General features: G+C 70.8%; 17 protein-coding genes. 5 read left to right on the plus strand and 12 right to left on the minus strand.

Going from position 1 to position 12,963, the window contains the following annotated elements:
* Positions 1–52: 52 nt before the first annotated feature.
* The 4 genes from FHS34_RS22445 to FHS34_RS22460 all read right to left on the minus strand — a co-directional run bounded on the left by FHS34_RS22445 (position 53) and on the right by FHS34_RS22460 (position 3,735).
* Positions 53–643 (minus strand): malonic semialdehyde reductase, encoded by a 591-nt coding sequence (locus tag FHS34_RS22445; RefSeq protein ID WP_184968223.1) that lies wholly within the window; start codon positions 641–643, stop codon positions 53–55.
* Between the two features lie 152 nt (positions 644–795).
* Positions 796–1,032 (minus strand): exodeoxyribonuclease VII small subunit, encoded by a 237-nt coding sequence (locus FHS34_RS22450; protein ID WP_184968225.1) that lies wholly within the window; start codon positions 1,030–1,032, stop codon positions 796–798.
* Positions 1,029–2,237 (minus strand): exodeoxyribonuclease VII large subunit, encoded by a 1,209-nt coding sequence (gene xseA, locus FHS34_RS22455; protein WP_184968227.1) that lies wholly within the window; start codon positions 2,235–2,237, stop codon positions 1,029–1,031. Before xseA ends, FHS34_RS22450 begins: the two co-directional genes overlap by 4 nt.
* A 121-nt stretch (positions 2,238–2,358) precedes the next feature.
* The gene (locus tag FHS34_RS22460; RefSeq protein WP_184968229.1) at positions 2,359–3,735 is read right to left on the minus strand and encodes an APC family permease; all 1,377 of its coding nucleotides are present in this window, start codon (positions 3,733–3,735) and stop codon (positions 2,359–2,361) included.
* Between the two features lie 65 nt (positions 3,736–3,800).
* Here FHS34_RS22460 and FHS34_RS22465 point away from each other — a divergent pair, with 65 nt between their 5' ends.
* Both FHS34_RS22465 and ppgK read left to right on the plus strand, forming a co-directional pair.
* On the plus strand, positions 3,801–4,817 hold the full coding sequence (locus tag FHS34_RS22465; RefSeq protein ID WP_184968231.1) for a 4-hydroxy-3-methylbut-2-enyl diphosphate reductase: 1,017 nt from the start codon (positions 3,801–3,803) through the stop codon (positions 4,815–4,817).
* Positions 4,818–4,846: 29 nt separating this feature from the next.
* Positions 4,847–5,593 carry a polyphosphate--glucose phosphotransferase gene (ppgK, locus tag FHS34_RS22470; protein ID WP_184968233.1) on the plus strand — a complete coding sequence of 249 codons (747 nt, stop codon included), beginning with the start codon at positions 4,847–4,849 and terminating at the stop codon, positions 5,591–5,593.
* Positions 5,594–5,752: 159 nt separating this feature from the next.
* Here the strand turns inward: ppgK and FHS34_RS22475 are convergent, their stop codons facing one another.
* A complete protein-coding gene (locus tag FHS34_RS22475) occupies positions 5,753–6,217 on the minus strand; it encodes a DUF6542 domain-containing protein (RefSeq protein ID WP_372478590.1) in 465 nt (154 codons plus the stop codon).
* A 314-nt stretch (positions 6,218–6,531) separates the two neighbouring features.
* On the opposite strand from FHS34_RS22475, the gene ychF reads away from it, so the two are divergent.
* Positions 6,532–7,620 carry a redox-regulated ATPase YchF gene (ychF, locus tag FHS34_RS22480; RefSeq protein WP_184968237.1) on the plus strand — a complete coding sequence of 363 codons (1,089 nt, stop codon included), beginning with the start codon at positions 6,532–6,534 and terminating at the stop codon, positions 7,618–7,620.
* A 108-nt stretch (positions 7,621–7,728) separates the two neighbouring features.
* Here ychF and FHS34_RS22485 read toward each other — a convergent pair whose 3' ends face one another.
* The 7 genes from FHS34_RS22485 to FHS34_RS22515 form a co-directional block, all read right to left on the minus strand.
* Positions 7,729–7,962: a site-specific integrase gene (locus FHS34_RS22485; protein ID WP_225817561.1), complete on the minus strand. Its 234-nt coding sequence runs from the start codon at positions 7,960–7,962 to the stop codon at positions 7,729–7,731.
* Between the two features lie 205 nt (positions 7,963–8,167).
* Entirely contained in the window at positions 8,168–8,797 is a 630-nt protein-coding gene (locus FHS34_RS22490; RefSeq protein WP_184968239.1) for a DUF6000 family protein, read from the minus strand.
* Between the two features lie 3 nt (positions 8,798–8,800).
* The gene (locus FHS34_RS22495) at positions 8,801–9,532 is read right to left on the minus strand and encodes a HEAT repeat domain-containing protein (protein WP_184968241.1); all 732 of its coding nucleotides are present in this window, start codon (positions 9,530–9,532) and stop codon (positions 8,801–8,803) included.
* Entirely contained in the window at positions 9,529–9,915 is a 387-nt protein-coding gene (locus FHS34_RS22500; RefSeq protein ID WP_184968243.1) for a CPCC family cysteine-rich protein, read from the minus strand. The genes FHS34_RS22495 and FHS34_RS22500 overlap by 4 nt, the downstream gene beginning before the upstream one ends.
* A gap of 272 nt (positions 9,916–10,187) precedes the next feature.
* Entirely contained in the window at positions 10,188–10,451 is a 264-nt protein-coding gene (locus FHS34_RS22505) for a type II toxin-antitoxin system RelE family toxin (protein WP_184968245.1), read from the minus strand.
* Positions 10,444–10,713, minus strand: coding sequence for a type II toxin-antitoxin system Phd/YefM family antitoxin (locus FHS34_RS22510; protein ID WP_030744248.1), 270 nt, complete (start codon positions 10,711–10,713; stop codon positions 10,444–10,446). Before FHS34_RS22510 ends, FHS34_RS22505 begins: the two co-directional genes overlap by 8 nt.
* Positions 10,714–10,818: 105 nt before the next feature.
* Positions 10,819–11,400, minus strand: a complete 582-nt coding sequence (locus tag FHS34_RS22515) for a Uma2 family endonuclease (protein ID WP_184968247.1) — start codon at positions 11,398–11,400, stop codon at positions 10,819–10,821.
* A gap of 428 nt (positions 11,401–11,828) precedes the next feature.
* Here FHS34_RS22515 and FHS34_RS22520 point away from each other — a divergent pair, with 428 nt between their 5' ends.
* Both FHS34_RS22520 and FHS34_RS22525 read left to right on the plus strand, forming a co-directional pair.
* Positions 11,829–12,302 carry a hypothetical protein gene (locus FHS34_RS22520; RefSeq protein WP_184968249.1) on the plus strand — a complete coding sequence of 158 codons (474 nt, stop codon included), beginning with the start codon at positions 11,829–11,831 and terminating at the stop codon, positions 12,300–12,302.
* Entirely contained in the window at positions 12,299–12,961 is a 663-nt protein-coding gene (locus FHS34_RS22525) for a hypothetical protein (protein ID WP_184968904.1), read from the plus strand. The genes FHS34_RS22520 and FHS34_RS22525 overlap by 4 nt, the downstream gene beginning before the upstream one ends.
* The last annotated feature ends 2 nt before the right edge of the window (positions 12,962–12,963 follow it).

Below are 12,963 nucleotides of genomic sequence, written 5' to 3' on the forward strand. Positions count from 1 at the left end.
CCCCCGGCGGTGTGCCGGGGGCCTCTTCCGTGCGTACGGGCCGTGCGGACCGTCAGACGGTCGTGACGACGTCCTCGTAGGCCAGTCGCGGCGAGCGCGGGTACCAGGCGTCCGGGCCCGGGCGGCCGATGTTGACGACCATCAGCGGGGTGTGGTCGTCGTCCAGGAACTCCTTGCGGACGCCCTCGAAGTCGAAGCCGGTCATCGGGCCGGCGGCCAGGCCGGCGGCGCGGACGCCGACGATGAAGTAGGCGGCCTGCAGCGCGGCGTTCAGGGTGGCGGAGCCCTCACGAGCCGGGCGCTCGGCGAAGAAGACGTCCTTGGCCTGCGGGAAGGCCGGGAACAGCGCCGGCAGCTCCTCGTGGAACTCGTTGTCCGCGGAGAGGATCGCGACCAGCGGGGCGGAGGCGGTCTTGGGCTGGTTGCCCTCGGCCATGTGCTGGACCAGGCGCTCGCGGGCCTCGGCGGAGCGGACCAGGGTGATGCGCAGGGGGGTCTGGTTGAAGGCGGTGGGGCCGTACTTGACCAGGTCGTAGATCGCCTGGACCTGCTCCTCGGTCACCGGCTCGTCGGTGAAGGTGTTCGCGGTACGGGCCTCGCGGAACAGCAGGTCCTGGGCAGCGGGGTCAAGAACGAGAGACATACGTGACTTCCTCGGGTGCGCGTCCGGTCCGGGGAGCCCGGACCGGCTGACGGTACGACCCTACGGCAGCTTAGGTTTAAGCTTCAACTAAAACCGGGGCGTGGTGATCCGCTTCACAGCCCGGCGCCCCGGCGTGATCCGGGCGGAAGCCCCTAGCCGCGGCTCCCCTCGGCCGTTTCGCCCGCCTCCTCCTCGGCCAGCGCCGCGTCCAGCCGGGCCCGCGCCCCCTCCAGCCAGCGCCGGCACACCTTGGCCAGCTCCTCGCCGCGCTCCCACAGCGCCAGGGACTCCTCCAGCGTCGTACCGCCCGCCTCCAGCCGCCGTACGACCTCGATCAGCTCGTCCCGCGCCTGCTCGTACGAGAGCGCCTCGTCCACCTTGCTCGTCATTCGTCCACCTTCACTGTGAATTCACCGTCGGCGACGCGGGCCCGCAGCGCCTCGCCCGCCGTCACCTCGGCCGGATCGCGCACCACGTGCCCGTCCGCCCGTTGCAGCACCGCGTAACCGCGCCGGAGCGTCGCTGCGGGGGAGAGAGCCACCACGCGCGCGTGCGTGTGCGTCAGCTCCGAGTCCGCGCGGTCCAGCAGATGCCCAAGGGTCCGCCGGCCGCGATCGAGCAGCGAGGCCACGTGATCGGCGCGCTCGTCGATCATCCGGTGCGGATCCTCCATCGAGGGCCGGGCCAGCGCATGCGCCAGCCCCCGCTCCTCCCGGTCCACGAACGCGGCCGCGCAGCGCCGCGCCCGGTCCCGCAGCATCCGCACCCGCTCCAGCTCCTCGCCGACGTCCGGGACGACCTTCTTGGCGGCGTCCGTCGGCGTGGAGGCGCGCAGATCGGCGACGTGGTCCAGCAGCGGGTTGTCCGGCTCGTGCCCGATCGCGGACACGACGGGCGTACGGCACTCGGCCACGGCCCGCACCAGCTGCTCGTCGGAGAAGGGCAGCAGGTCCTCGACGCTGCCGCCGCCGCGCGCCACGATGATCACATCCACGTCGTCGAGCGCGTCGAGTTCCTTGACGGCCTGCACGACCTGGGGGACGGCGTGCACGCCCTGCACCGGGACGTTGCGCACCTCGAAGCGGACGGCGGGCCAGCGGTGCCGGGCGTTCTCCAGCACGTCCCGCTCCGCGGCGGACGCCCGGCCGCACACCAGCCCGATCAGCTGCGGCAGGAACGGGAGCGGTTTCTTGCGGTCCGGCGCGAACAGGCCCTCGGCCGCGAGCGTCTTCTTCAGCTGTTCGAGGCGGGCCAGCAGCTCACCGACGCCGACGGGCCTGATCTCGGCGGCGCGCAGGGACAGCTGGCCCCGGGGCGCGTACCACTCCGGCTTCGCCAGGACGACGACCCGGGCGCCCTCCCCGACGACGTCCGCGACCGCGTCGAACACCTGGCGGTAGCAGGTGACGCTGACGGAGATGTCGTAGGACGGGTCGCGCAGGGTGAGGAACACGACGCCGGCTCCCGGGCGGCGGGACAACTGGGTGATCTGCCCTTCCACCCACACCGCGCCGAGCCGGTCGATCCAGCCGCCGATGAGCCGCGACACCTCGCCCACGGGCAGGGCGGATTCCGGGGACGTGTTGACAGCCATGCGGCGAGCCTAACGGCCGGGGCCGACAGTGCGGTTCCGCGCCGTGGGGGAGGCGGGTGCGTTGCCGGGCGCGGGTGGTGCGGGGCCGGGCGTGCGGTTCCCCGCGCCGCTTCGGGGGCGGTCAGGGGGCGGTGTTCGGTGGCTCGCGTCGGCGTTGGGCCGTCAGCACCAGCAAGCCGATGAGGAGCCACACCGCGCCCAGCAGCTGGGCGGTTCCGGTCGCCTCCGTGATGACGGACAGCGTGATCGCCGCCCCGAGAACCGGCACCAGCGCGTGCCGCCACCAGCTCACCGGCCCCCGGGCCCGCCGCACCACGAAATACCCCACCACGCTCGCGTGCAGCAGCGTGAACGCGCACAGCGCGCCGATGTCGACCACCGAGACCAGCTGGTCGAGACCGTCGTCCCGGCGCGCCGCCCACCCCGCCGCCGCGAGCGTGACGCCGGCCGCGCACAGCAGCGCGACCCGCGGCACACCGGCGTCCGTGCGGGACAGCGCGGGTGGCAGCCGCCGCTCCCGGCCCATGGCGAACAGCAGCCGCCCGGCCGCCGCCTGCCCGGCCAGCGCCGCGAACGCCGCCCCGATCGCCTTGCTCGCGGCCACCAGGTCGTGCAGCCAGGCGCCGACGGAGGCGTCCACCACGTCGTAGAAGGCCGACCCCTGGCGCACGGGATCCGCGGCGAGCCGCGCGGACGGCACCGGCTCCAGCAGCGCAGCCAGATAGGTCTGCGCCACGAACAGCACCCCGGCCAGCGCCAGGCAGAACAGCAGCGCCCGCGCCACCTTCGCCGAGCCCCCGGTCACCTCCTCGGCGAACGTCGCGATCGCGTCGAAGCCCAGGTAGGAGAGGACCGCCACCGACACCGCGCCGATCACCGCGGACAGCGCGAACCCGCCCTGCGTGCCGTCCCCGGTCAGCGGCGACAGCAGCCCCCGCTCCGCCCCGTGCCGCGCCAGCACCACACCGGCCGAGACCACGAACACCAGCAGGACCAGGATCTCCAGGGCCAGGACGACAAGGCCCACGCGCGCGGCGGTCCGTACGCCCCACAGGTTCAGCAGGGTCGTGAGCACCACCGCCAGCGCCGTCCACAGCCACCGGGACACCCCGGGGACCAGCGCGTTCATCGCGATCCCGGAGAAGAGGTAGGCCACCGCGGGGATGAGCACGTAGTCCAGCACCGCCATCCACCCCGCGACGAACCCGGCCCCCTCGCCGAGCCCCGCGCGCGCGTAGGCGAACACCGAGCCCGCCCGCGGCACGACCCGCACCATCTGCGCGTAACTGAACGCGGTGAATCCCATGGCGACCGTCGCCACCACGTACACCAGCGCCACCGCGCCGCGCGACCTGGCGTCCAGCGTGCCGAACACCCCGACCGGCGCCATCGGGGCGATGAACAGCAGCCCGTACACCACCAGATCCGCGAAGCCCAGGCTGCGCCGCAGCCCGTGGTCAGCGCCGGCCCTGGAAGCTGTCGTTCCGGTGTCGGGCATACGCCCCAGTCTTCCCCGCGGGGCCGAGGGCACGCGATCTCAGGGCCGCCGAACGCGGCCTTACGATGGGACGCATGACCGCTTCGTCTGGCCGCCGTGTCCTGCTCGCCGCCCCCCGGGGCTACTGCGCCGGTGTGGACCGCGCCGTGATCGCCGTCGAGAAAGCCCTGGAGCAGTACGGGGCCCCGATCTACGTCCGGCACGAGATCGTCCACAACAAGTACGTCGTGCAGACCCTGGAGAAGAAGGGCGCCATCTTCGTCGAGCGGACCGAGGAGGTGCCGCCGGGCAACATCGTGATGTTCTCCGCGCACGGCGTCGCCCCGGTCGTGCACGAGGAGGCCAGGCAGGGCCGCCTCGCCACCATCGACGCCACCTGCCCCCTGGTCACCAAGGTCCACAAGGAAGCCGTCCGGTACGCGGGCGAGGACTACGACATCCTCCTGATCGGCCACGAAGGGCACGAGGAGGTCATCGGCACCTCCGGCGAGGCCCCCGAGCACATCCAGCTCGTCGACGGCCCCGAGGACGTCGCCAAGGTCGAGGTCCGCGACCCCTCGAAGGTCGTCTGGCTCTCCCAGACCACCCTGTCCGTCGACGAGACCATGGAGACCGTCGACGCCCTGAAGACGAAGTTCCCCGGACTCGTCTCCCCGCCCAGCGACGACATCTGCTACGCCACGCAGAACCGCCAGCTCGCCGTGAAGCAGATGGGCGCCGAGGCCGAGCTGGTCATCGTCGTCGGCTCGCGCAACTCCTCCAACTCCAAGCGGCTGGTCGAGGTGGCCAAGCTGGCCGGTGCCCGCGACGCCTACCTGGTGGACTTCGCCGACGAGATCGACGAGGCCTGGATGGAGGGTGTGACGACCGTCGGGGTGACCTCCGGGGCCTCCGTGCCCGAGGTGCTGGTCGAGCAGGTCCTGGAGTGGCTCGCCGAGCGCGGCTACGCGGACGTGGAGCTCGTCCGGGCGGCCGAGGAGTCCATCACCTTCTCGCTGCCCAAGGAGCTCCGCCGCGACCTGCGCGAGGAGGCGGCCACCCTGGTCGCCGAGCGCGGCGGGAGCGGCACCTCCGAGGCGTGACCGTCAGTGGTCCGTCGTAACGTGGAGCCATGCAGATCTTCGGCGTGGACATCGGCGGATCCGGGATCAAGGGCGCCCCTGTGGATCTCGACCGGGGCGACCTGGCCCAGGAGCGCTGCAAGGTGCTCACCCCGCACCCGGCGACGCCGGACGGCGTCGCCGACGGGGTCAAGCAGGTGGTGGACCACTTCGGCTGGACCGGGCCGGTCGGCCTGACCTTCCCCGGAGTGGTCACCGGCGGCGCCACGGTCCGTACGGCCGCGAACGTGGACAGGAGCTGGATCGACACCGACGCGCGCGCGTTGTTCAGCGGCAGGCTCGGCGGCCTGCCGGTGACCGTGGTCAACGACGCGGATGCGGCGGGCGTCGCCGAGATGGAGTTCGGCGCCGGCCGCGGGCGCCGGGGGACGGTCATCCTGCTCACCTTCGGCACGGGCATCGGCAGCGCCGTCTTCGTGGACGGCGCCCTGGTCCCGAACACCGAGCTGGGCCACCTGGAGCTGAACGGCCACGACGCGGAGAAGCGGGCCTCCAGCAAGGCCAAGGAGGACCACGACCTCAGCTGGGAGCGGTGGGCACGCCGTGTCCAGCGTTATCTGGCACACGTGGAGATGCTGTTCTCGCCGGAGCTGTTCATCGTCGGCGGCGGGGTCAGCCGCAAGGCGGACAAGTTCCTGCATCTCATCCAGGACGTCAGGGCCGAGGTCGTCCCCGCGCAGCTGCAGAACGACGCGGGAATCGTGGGCGCGGCGATGAGAGCGGCCCAGCACGCCTAGAGCCCGCCCACCGGACGCGCCGGGGCCCGGCCTCGCCGCCGCCCCGTTCGCGCCCCGCTCCCCAGCCCGGCCCCAGCCGCGCCGGACGTCCCCGCCCCGCCTCAGCCGCGCCGGACGCCCCCGCCCCGCCTCAGCCGCGCCGGGTGCCTCGGCCCGGTCTCAGCCGTGCCGGCGGCGGGTCCGCACCCACAGCACCCGGCGGGCGAGCACGAGCGCTCCGGCGGCGAGGGTCCCCCCGTACAGCCACCCGGCCTGGGTGGCGAGCCCGGTGACCAGCCCCATCAGGCGGCCGAGCAGCCCCCCGCCGCTCTCGGCGACCGGCAGCAGTCCCACGGCGAACGCGATCGGCAGGACCACGGGCGCGGTCAGCACGTCCCCGACCCGCACCCACAGCGCGGTCAGCACGCACACCGGCAGGAACAGCACGCCGTACACCGTCAGGGACGCCCCGAACAGCAGCTGGTCCAGGCAGCCGAGCAGGAACATCGCCATGACGCAGAACAGCCCGCTGCCGAGCCCGGTCAGCCGGGGGTTCGGAAGCCGCCGGCCCGCCGGACCGGACAGCCCCTCCCGCGCGGGCCCGGAGCCCCGTGCCTGCCGCGCGGACCGTCCGGCACGCGGCACGGGCCCGCGCCCGCCGGCGGCCCCGCGGCCGGCGCCCGGCCGGCGCCGTGCCTGCGGTGGCAGCGGGGTCTGCGGCGGGGTGCCGCGTCGCGGTCCGTCGTTCGGGGGTCGCGTGCTGTGTTGCTCCACAGGGACCAACCTAGGTCTGTTTATGTGCAGAATCGGCCCCGGGACACGCCGGTGGACGGAGCTTGGCCGCCCGTTCGACGCTCTCGTGAGGCGGCGGCGCGGGACGCCGTAAACTGGGGGATCGGCCAGTGTCGGTCTCTGGCCCCTGGCAGCCCCTGGCCCACTCAATTACGGGAAGTCGCAACGTGTCGCTCACGATCGGAATCGTCGGCCTGCCCAATGTCGGCAAGTCGACCCTGTTCAACGCCCTGACCAAGAACGACGTGCTGGCGGCCAACTACCCGTTCGCCACGATCGAGCCGAACGTCGGCGTGGTGGGCGTGCCCGACGGCCGCCTCGCCAAGCTGGCGTCGATCTTCAAGTCGGAGCGCATCCTCCCGGCCACGGTCGACTTCGTCGACATCGCCGGCATCGTGCGCGGCGCCTCCGAGGGCGAGGGCCTGGGCAACAAGTTCCTCGCCAACATCCGCGAGTCCGACGCGATCTGCCAGGTCATCCGTGCCTTCAAGGACGAGAACGTCGTGCACGTCGACGGCAAGGTCTCGCCGAAGGACGACATCGAGACGATCAACACCGAGCTGATCCTCGCCGACCTCCAGACCATCGAGAAGGTCCTGCCCCGCCTCCAGAAGGAGTCGCGGATCAAGAAGGACATCGCGCCGAAGGTCAAGGCCGTCGAGGAGGCCAAGGAGATCCTGGAGAAGGGCGACACGCTCTTCGCGCACGGCATCGTGCAGGGCACCGAGCGCAACGAGCTGCTGCACGACCTGCACCTGCTCACCACCAAGCCCTTCCTCTACGTCTTCAACGTCGACGAGGACGAACTGGTCGACGAGGACTTCAAGAACGAGCAGCGCGCCCTGGTCGCCCCCGCCGAGGCGATCTTCCTCAACGCCAAGCTGGAGCAGGACCTCGCCGAGCTGGACGAGGAGGACGCCCTGGAGCTCCTGGAGTCGGTGGGCGCCGAGGAGCCCGGACTCGCCACCCTGGCCCGCGTCGGCTTCAACACCCTGGGCCTGCAGACGTACCTGACGGCCGGCCCCAAGGAGTCCCGCGCCTGGACGATCAAGAAGGGCGCCACGGCCCCCGAGGCGGCCGGTGTGATCCACACCGACTTCCAGAAGGGCTTCATCAAGGCCGAGGTCATCTCCTTCGGCGACCTGGTCGAGACCGGCTCGGTGGCCGAGGCCCGCGCCAAGGGCAAGGCCCGCATGGAGGGCAAGGACTACGTCATGCAGGACGGCGACGTGGTGGAGTTCCGCTTCAACGTCTAGTCGATCTTGCGGAAGGCCGTCTGACCTGCGATGGAGTGGGTTGGGCGGCCTTTGTGGTCCGCGCAGAGTCCGCAGCGTGCTGACTTCGGTCAGCGCGCGGGGGAGCGGCTACGCCGCTTTGTCGACCTGTAGCTGGGCATCGGCGGACTGGTCCGCGTACGCCTTGTCGACGGCGGCCCGGGTCCGTTCTTCGGAGTCGGGCCACAGGTGGGTGTAGACGTTCAGCGTCATGGCCGCGTTGGTGCGGCCGAGGCGCTCGGAGACCGTCTTCACGGACTCGCCGTGCTTGATCAGCAGGCTGGCGTAGTGGAGGTGGTGGGCTGGATCGCCTCCTGCCACCACTTGGCTTCGATGAGCGAGCCGTCGATTTGCTCGTACTCCAGCGGTATTGGTGCTCGCTTGCCATCAACCGGTCCACGAACTCATCTTGCGGTGGCCCATTTGAGGATGTCGTACTGCAGCTCACCGGCTACCTCATCATGTGCCGCCCTTGCGGCCGGTACATGGCGTGCGCCGACTTCATGGAGCGGCAGTCAGGCAGCTGCGGCTACGTCCGGGTCCAACCGTTGGCGAAGTCGCATTGGAGGTCCGTCCAGCGGCGAAGCTCGGCGGGGGTGTGGCTGGGGTAGCCGAGGCGTCCCACGCCCTTGACCCACTCGTCCCAGAGGCCGTCGGGCTCCGTGAAACGGTCGGCGTGGCGGGTACCGAGGAGGGCGTCGAGGCGGAGGAGTGCACCCAGGGCGGCGGACTGGTCGTAGTGGAGGTCGGTGCGGGGGAGGTAGCGGTCGAGGTAGGCGGTGAGGATCTCAGCGTCGGCGTGTGTGCCGAAGCGGGCCAGGGCGAAGCAGTAGGCGCCGCCGGAATAGCAGACCTCGCTGGCCAGGAGCAGGTCGCCGAGGCGCGCTCGGAACCGTTCGCGGCGGTCGACGCCGATCAGCCAGCCGGCGGTGAGACGCGAGCGCCATTCGTACCCGAGGAGGGCTTCCAGTTCCTCGTCGTTGATCGCGGCGGCGTCAGCGATCAGGTGCCGGGTAAAGCGTGTGGTGTGCCACCACCGGGGGCCCAGGAACCGCCCGCCATTCAGTACGAGATAGCGCGGGAGGCCGCCGTACATCCTCGTCACGTAGCTCTCGACCACATGGCCGTAGCCGACTTCCTCGGGGTGCTGGGACGGCATCGGTCACCTCTCCGGGTGCAGGTCGGTCCGGTCGATCCAGGTGAGGGCGACGAAGATGTTGTCGCCGACGGGGGATTCGGAGGCTTCCAGCAGGGACCAGGTGCGGGACTCTTCGACCAGGTGCTCCCAGGGCGCGGTCCAGTCGAGTTCCCAGACCAGGGCGGGGCCGGGGACGCCGTATGTGCCGCCGGCGTCCACTCGCCAGAACTGGGAGTAGAGGATCACCTGGCCGTGGTCGGCCAGGTCGTTGATGATCTCGGTGAAGTGGGCTGAAGGCCAGCCGGGTGCGTTGTCCGCAGTGGTTGGTCGTAGGCGCGCGGTGAGCGACGGGATGACGGGGGTGCGTGCGCCGAGTTCGGTCAGGGCCCAGCGGATGCCGACAGACTCGGTCCAGTCCGGTGGGGTCGCCCGTTCCAGGCAGGCGCGATAGGCGTGGCGCAGGGGCTCGATGGCGCCGTCGATTTCCAAGCTCGCCAGGGCCATGGCCGCCCATTCGCGGACGGTCGGATTGTCGCTGTCCAGCAGGCTGATGAGAGCGGGGCCGCAACGGGGATCGCCCAACTCCTCGAAGACCTCGACGGCGGTCAGCTGGCCGAAGCCGCCGAGGGAAGGCAGGCCGTTGATGACGGCGGGTATGGCGTCGGCGCCGATCCAGATCAGCTCCGCGCGGGCGTCGTAGGACTCGTCGGCCTTGCCGTCGAGCTGCTGGACGAGTGTCTCGATGTGGGAGGTCATGACGCGGAGTGGTCCCGGCGCCAGAAAGTGGGGAGCCACCAGCAGAGAACCGAGCTGTCGTCGGGCCACGGGGCGCTGTCCTCGGCTGCCCAGTCCTCGAAGGAGTCCCGGGTTAGATCGATGGAGCGCCAGGCGGGGTCGAGCGGCTCGTCTTCGGCCGGCGGGCGGACGAACCGGTGGGCGTGCTCGTCGCAGGCGCCGAAGTCCTGGTAGTTCCGCTGGGCCTCGATCAAGTACACCTTGTTCACGCCGCCGCCCCTGGTCGGCCAGCGGAACAGGACCCTGTCGTCCTCCCAGAGGCAGACGGGGCAGATCTCGTACGAGCCGAGCAGCTCGCCCAGCACGCTGTGCCCGCAGCATGGGCAGGGGTAGCGGTCGCTCACCTGGGCAGTCTCCTTGCCGGTCCCGCCGGTGCGCCATGGATGTCTCGGTCTCCGCCCGCCCGGTCGGTCCGCAGCCAGTCCGCAGGAAAACGGCCGTCGGGAGCCAACGTATGCCAACGAGGATTCCCAGGTCAGGGTCCTGCGCTGAGCTCCGCCGCAGGTCAGGATCAGCCGCCGGATATTCCGCTTCAATGTGGCTCTGGCGAGGCCGCCCCCTTCGTCGTCACCGTGCTGGATGGGCGCTGGATGTCCTGACGTGGAGTCAGCGGTAATCAGCTCTCGTAGACGGATGACCGGTGCCCCACATGAACGACCCAGACCACCAGCTCTCCGTTGTCGATCGTGTAGACGACGCGGTAGTCGCCGACACGCAGACGGCGTCGCTCGGGCTGGGACACGAGTGCGGTGGTGTTGAAGCCGAGAGGGTCGGTCTCCAGCTCGGTCAGCTTGGCCAGGATGCGCAACGCTGTGTCGCGAGGGATCTTCCGAAGCTCGGCCTGCGCCTCAGGGCGGAAGACGGTTCGGTACTCACTCACCGCGCGCCAGCGTCTCCCTCATGATGTCCTCGATGGGGATGCCGGGGGCCGGGTTGGCCATGCGCTCATCGATGATCCTGTTGATCTCGCGCTCTTCCCATTCCTGGTACTTGCGCAGCACCTCGATGGAGACGACCGCGGCAACCTGCTTGCCTCGGCGCGTGATCACCGTGGGCACGTCGTCGCGGTCCGCGCGCTCCACCACCTCCGCCAGGTGCGCGCGCACGTCGCGGATGGACTCTATGGGCAGTGGCTGCGTCATGCGCCCAAGCGTACCGAGTGTCCCATGTGTACACAATCAGGAAGGGGTCGGACTCCGGTGAGTCCGACCCCTTCCGCACTTCTGTGGCTGCTTGGCGGCGACTCTTCAGCTGTTCCGTGGCGGTGTGAGCTTGTCCAGGTCCAGGCTGATCTCGAACGGCACCGGGCGCCGCAGAGTGCCCCGGAAGATACCGGCGGGCGCGTAGGTGTGGGTGGGCTCGTCAAGCTCGTAGACGTGGACGACGGGAGCCCCGTCCTCTTCCTCGATGCACCAGTAGTGCGGGATTCCGGCCTCCGCGTACTTGCGGAGCTTGACAGTGCGGTCGCGGTGGGCGGATTCGGGGGACACGACCTCGATGATCAATCGCACTTCCTCCGGGGCGAACCAGGTTCGGTCGCCGTCGTAGCCGGCGGTCGTCACCAACAGATCCGGCTCCGGCCGGTTCCGCTGATCGAGCTTGATCGTCATCTCTCGGCCGACGCGGACATCGGCGGGTGCCTGCTCCATGAGGGCGACGGTGAGCACGGTGACGAGGTGGCCGTGCCACCACCTCTGCGGCGACAGCATGAAGACGAGGGCTCCGTCGATCAGCTCGGTGTGGCGAGGTGCCTCGGGGAGGCGGTCCAGGTCCTCCGCGAACCAGCCTTCCGCGCGCGGCGGGCGCATCCAGTCGGGCAGTGCGGTCATGGCTCAACCGTAGTGACTCGGCGAGACCCGGGCCACGAGATCGCCAACGGGGCGACCGCCGTTCCTGCCGTACGCCACCTCGCTGACGCGGCAGACACCCAGGTCAGAAGGGGCCGGCTCCTGCGGGGCCGGCCCCTTCGTCCATGCCGTGCCGGACCTGTGCCGGCTGTTCGGACGCCGCATCGGCCGGGATCGGGTGTCGTGCACGGTGGAGGGACCTCGACCGGCCTGCTGTGATCAGCGACCACGGCCCGCGCCGCCTCGTGACGTCACCCTCCCCTCGCCGCAAGGAGCCGCTGCCGAAGGTGCCTCCCGCGTAGCCCCTCCTCCGGCCTGGAAGAGTAGGGGCAGTGGCCGGGAACCGTCGGGTGGGGCCGGGACGTGATTTCGTGTGAAGGCGCGTCATCGTCGATGTCGGGGGTAATGAAGTGCGTCATGGGGCAGAGCTCGCCGAGCGGATCGCTGAGCGGCGAGCCGGGACGGGCGATCCGCGTGCGCTCCTCGGGGAGCTGAGGCGGGCCCTGGTGCTCGTACCGCTGGACCGGCGCGGGCTGTGGACGGGACATTTCGGCGGTGTGCGCTGGGTGTTCGCGTTCACCGGCGAGGAGGCCCTCGCCCGTTTCGCGCAGGCGCGGGCGCGGGAGCCCGGGCGCTCCCAGGACAGCGCGCGGCCCTGGGAGTTCGCCGAGCTGCTCGGCGCCCGGCTGCTCGACGAGATCATTCCGGCGATGGGTGAGCCCGCGGGCGTCGCCGTCGACGTCGCGGACCCCGACGGGTCCATGTTCTTCCCGCCCGCCATGGGCATCGTTCCGGAGGAAGCCGCCGTCGACGCGCCGGGCAGGCTCGTCGGCGGGACCGACGCGACCCACGGGACCGACAAGACCGCAGGGGGTGCCGCCTGATGGGCGACGGGGCGAAAGATCTCAGTGTCGACGCCTACACCGTTCAGCGGCTCACCCAGGGCCTGCGCAACGCGGTCGGTGAGCTGAAGGAGATCGGTACGGGCACCGGAGCGGTGCTCGGCAAGGGCTTCTCCGAACTGGCGATGACCGGCATGGAAGCCGGGCACCACGGCCTGTCCGTGGACTTCGAGGACTTCTGCGAACGGTGGGAGTGGGGCGTACGGGCGCTGATCCAGGACGCCAACACCATCGCGGCGAAGCTCGGCCTGTCCGCGGGTGTGCTGTGGGAGGAGGACCAGTACGTCGAGAGCGCGCTGAAGTACGGCGTCAACTCGATCGCCGGTGGCAGCCCGTACGCCTCCGAGGAGGACATCGCCAAGCAGGGCTGGGGCGACGTGTTCACACCGGACGCGTTCCACCCGGACTGGAGCGCGAAGTCGTGGGACCACGCCGGTGACGAGATCACCCAGACCTGGAAGGACACCGGGCGGGCGGTGCTCACCGAGGGGCAGGGCGGCGAGCGGGCGCGGATGCTCAACGACCTCCTCGGCGTCGACCAGGATCAGTTCGACAAGGCCGTCGACGACACCTTCGGCCCGTCGCCGGAGGAACGCGCCCGGCAGCAGGAGCAGCAGCAGAACAACGGCGGGGGTAACTGACG

The sequence above is a fragment of the Streptomyces echinatus genome (genome assembly GCF_014203595.1).
Lineage (GTDB): Bacteria > Actinomycetota > Actinomycetes > Streptomycetales > Streptomycetaceae > Streptomyces > Streptomyces echinatus.

Excerpts from the sequence above, each read along its gene's own strand:
- FHS34_RS22460 (WP_184968229.1), bottom strand. The coding sequence starts at position 3,735 with ATGCCCGACACCGGAACGACAGCTTCCAGGGCCGGCGCTGACCACGGG.
- FHS34_RS22445 (WP_184968223.1), bottom strand. The coding sequence starts at position 643 with ATGTCTCTCGTTCTTGACCCCGCTGCCCAGGACCTGCTGTTCCGCGAG.
- FHS34_RS22510 (WP_030744248.1), bottom strand. The coding sequence starts at position 10,713 with ATGACGCAGCCACTGCCCATAGAGTCCATCCGCGACGTGCGCGCGCAC.
- FHS34_RS22465 (WP_184968231.1), top strand. The coding sequence starts at position 3,801 with ATGGGACGCATGACCGCTTCGTCTGGCCGCCGTGTCCTGCTCGCCGCC.
- FHS34_RS22515 (WP_184968247.1), bottom strand. The coding sequence starts at position 11,400 with ATGACCGCACTGCCCGACTGGATGCGCCCGCCGCGCGCGGAAGGCTGG.
- xseA (WP_184968227.1), bottom strand. The coding sequence starts at position 2,237 with ATGGCTGTCAACACGTCCCCGGAATCCGCCCTGCCCGTGGGCGAGGTG.
- FHS34_RS22490 (WP_184968239.1), bottom strand. The coding sequence starts at position 8,797 with ATGCCGTCCCAGCACCCCGAGGAAGTCGGCTACGGCCATGTGGTCGAG.
- ppgK (WP_184968233.1), top strand. The coding sequence starts at position 4,847 with ATGCAGATCTTCGGCGTGGACATCGGCGGATCCGGGATCAAGGGCGCC.
- FHS34_RS22495 (WP_184968241.1), bottom strand. The coding sequence starts at position 9,532 with ATGACCTCCCACATCGAGACACTCGTCCAGCAGCTCGACGGCAAGGCC.
- FHS34_RS22450 (WP_184968225.1), bottom strand. The coding sequence starts at position 1,032 with ATGACGAGCAAGGTGGACGAGGCGCTCTCGTACGAGCAGGCGCGGGAC.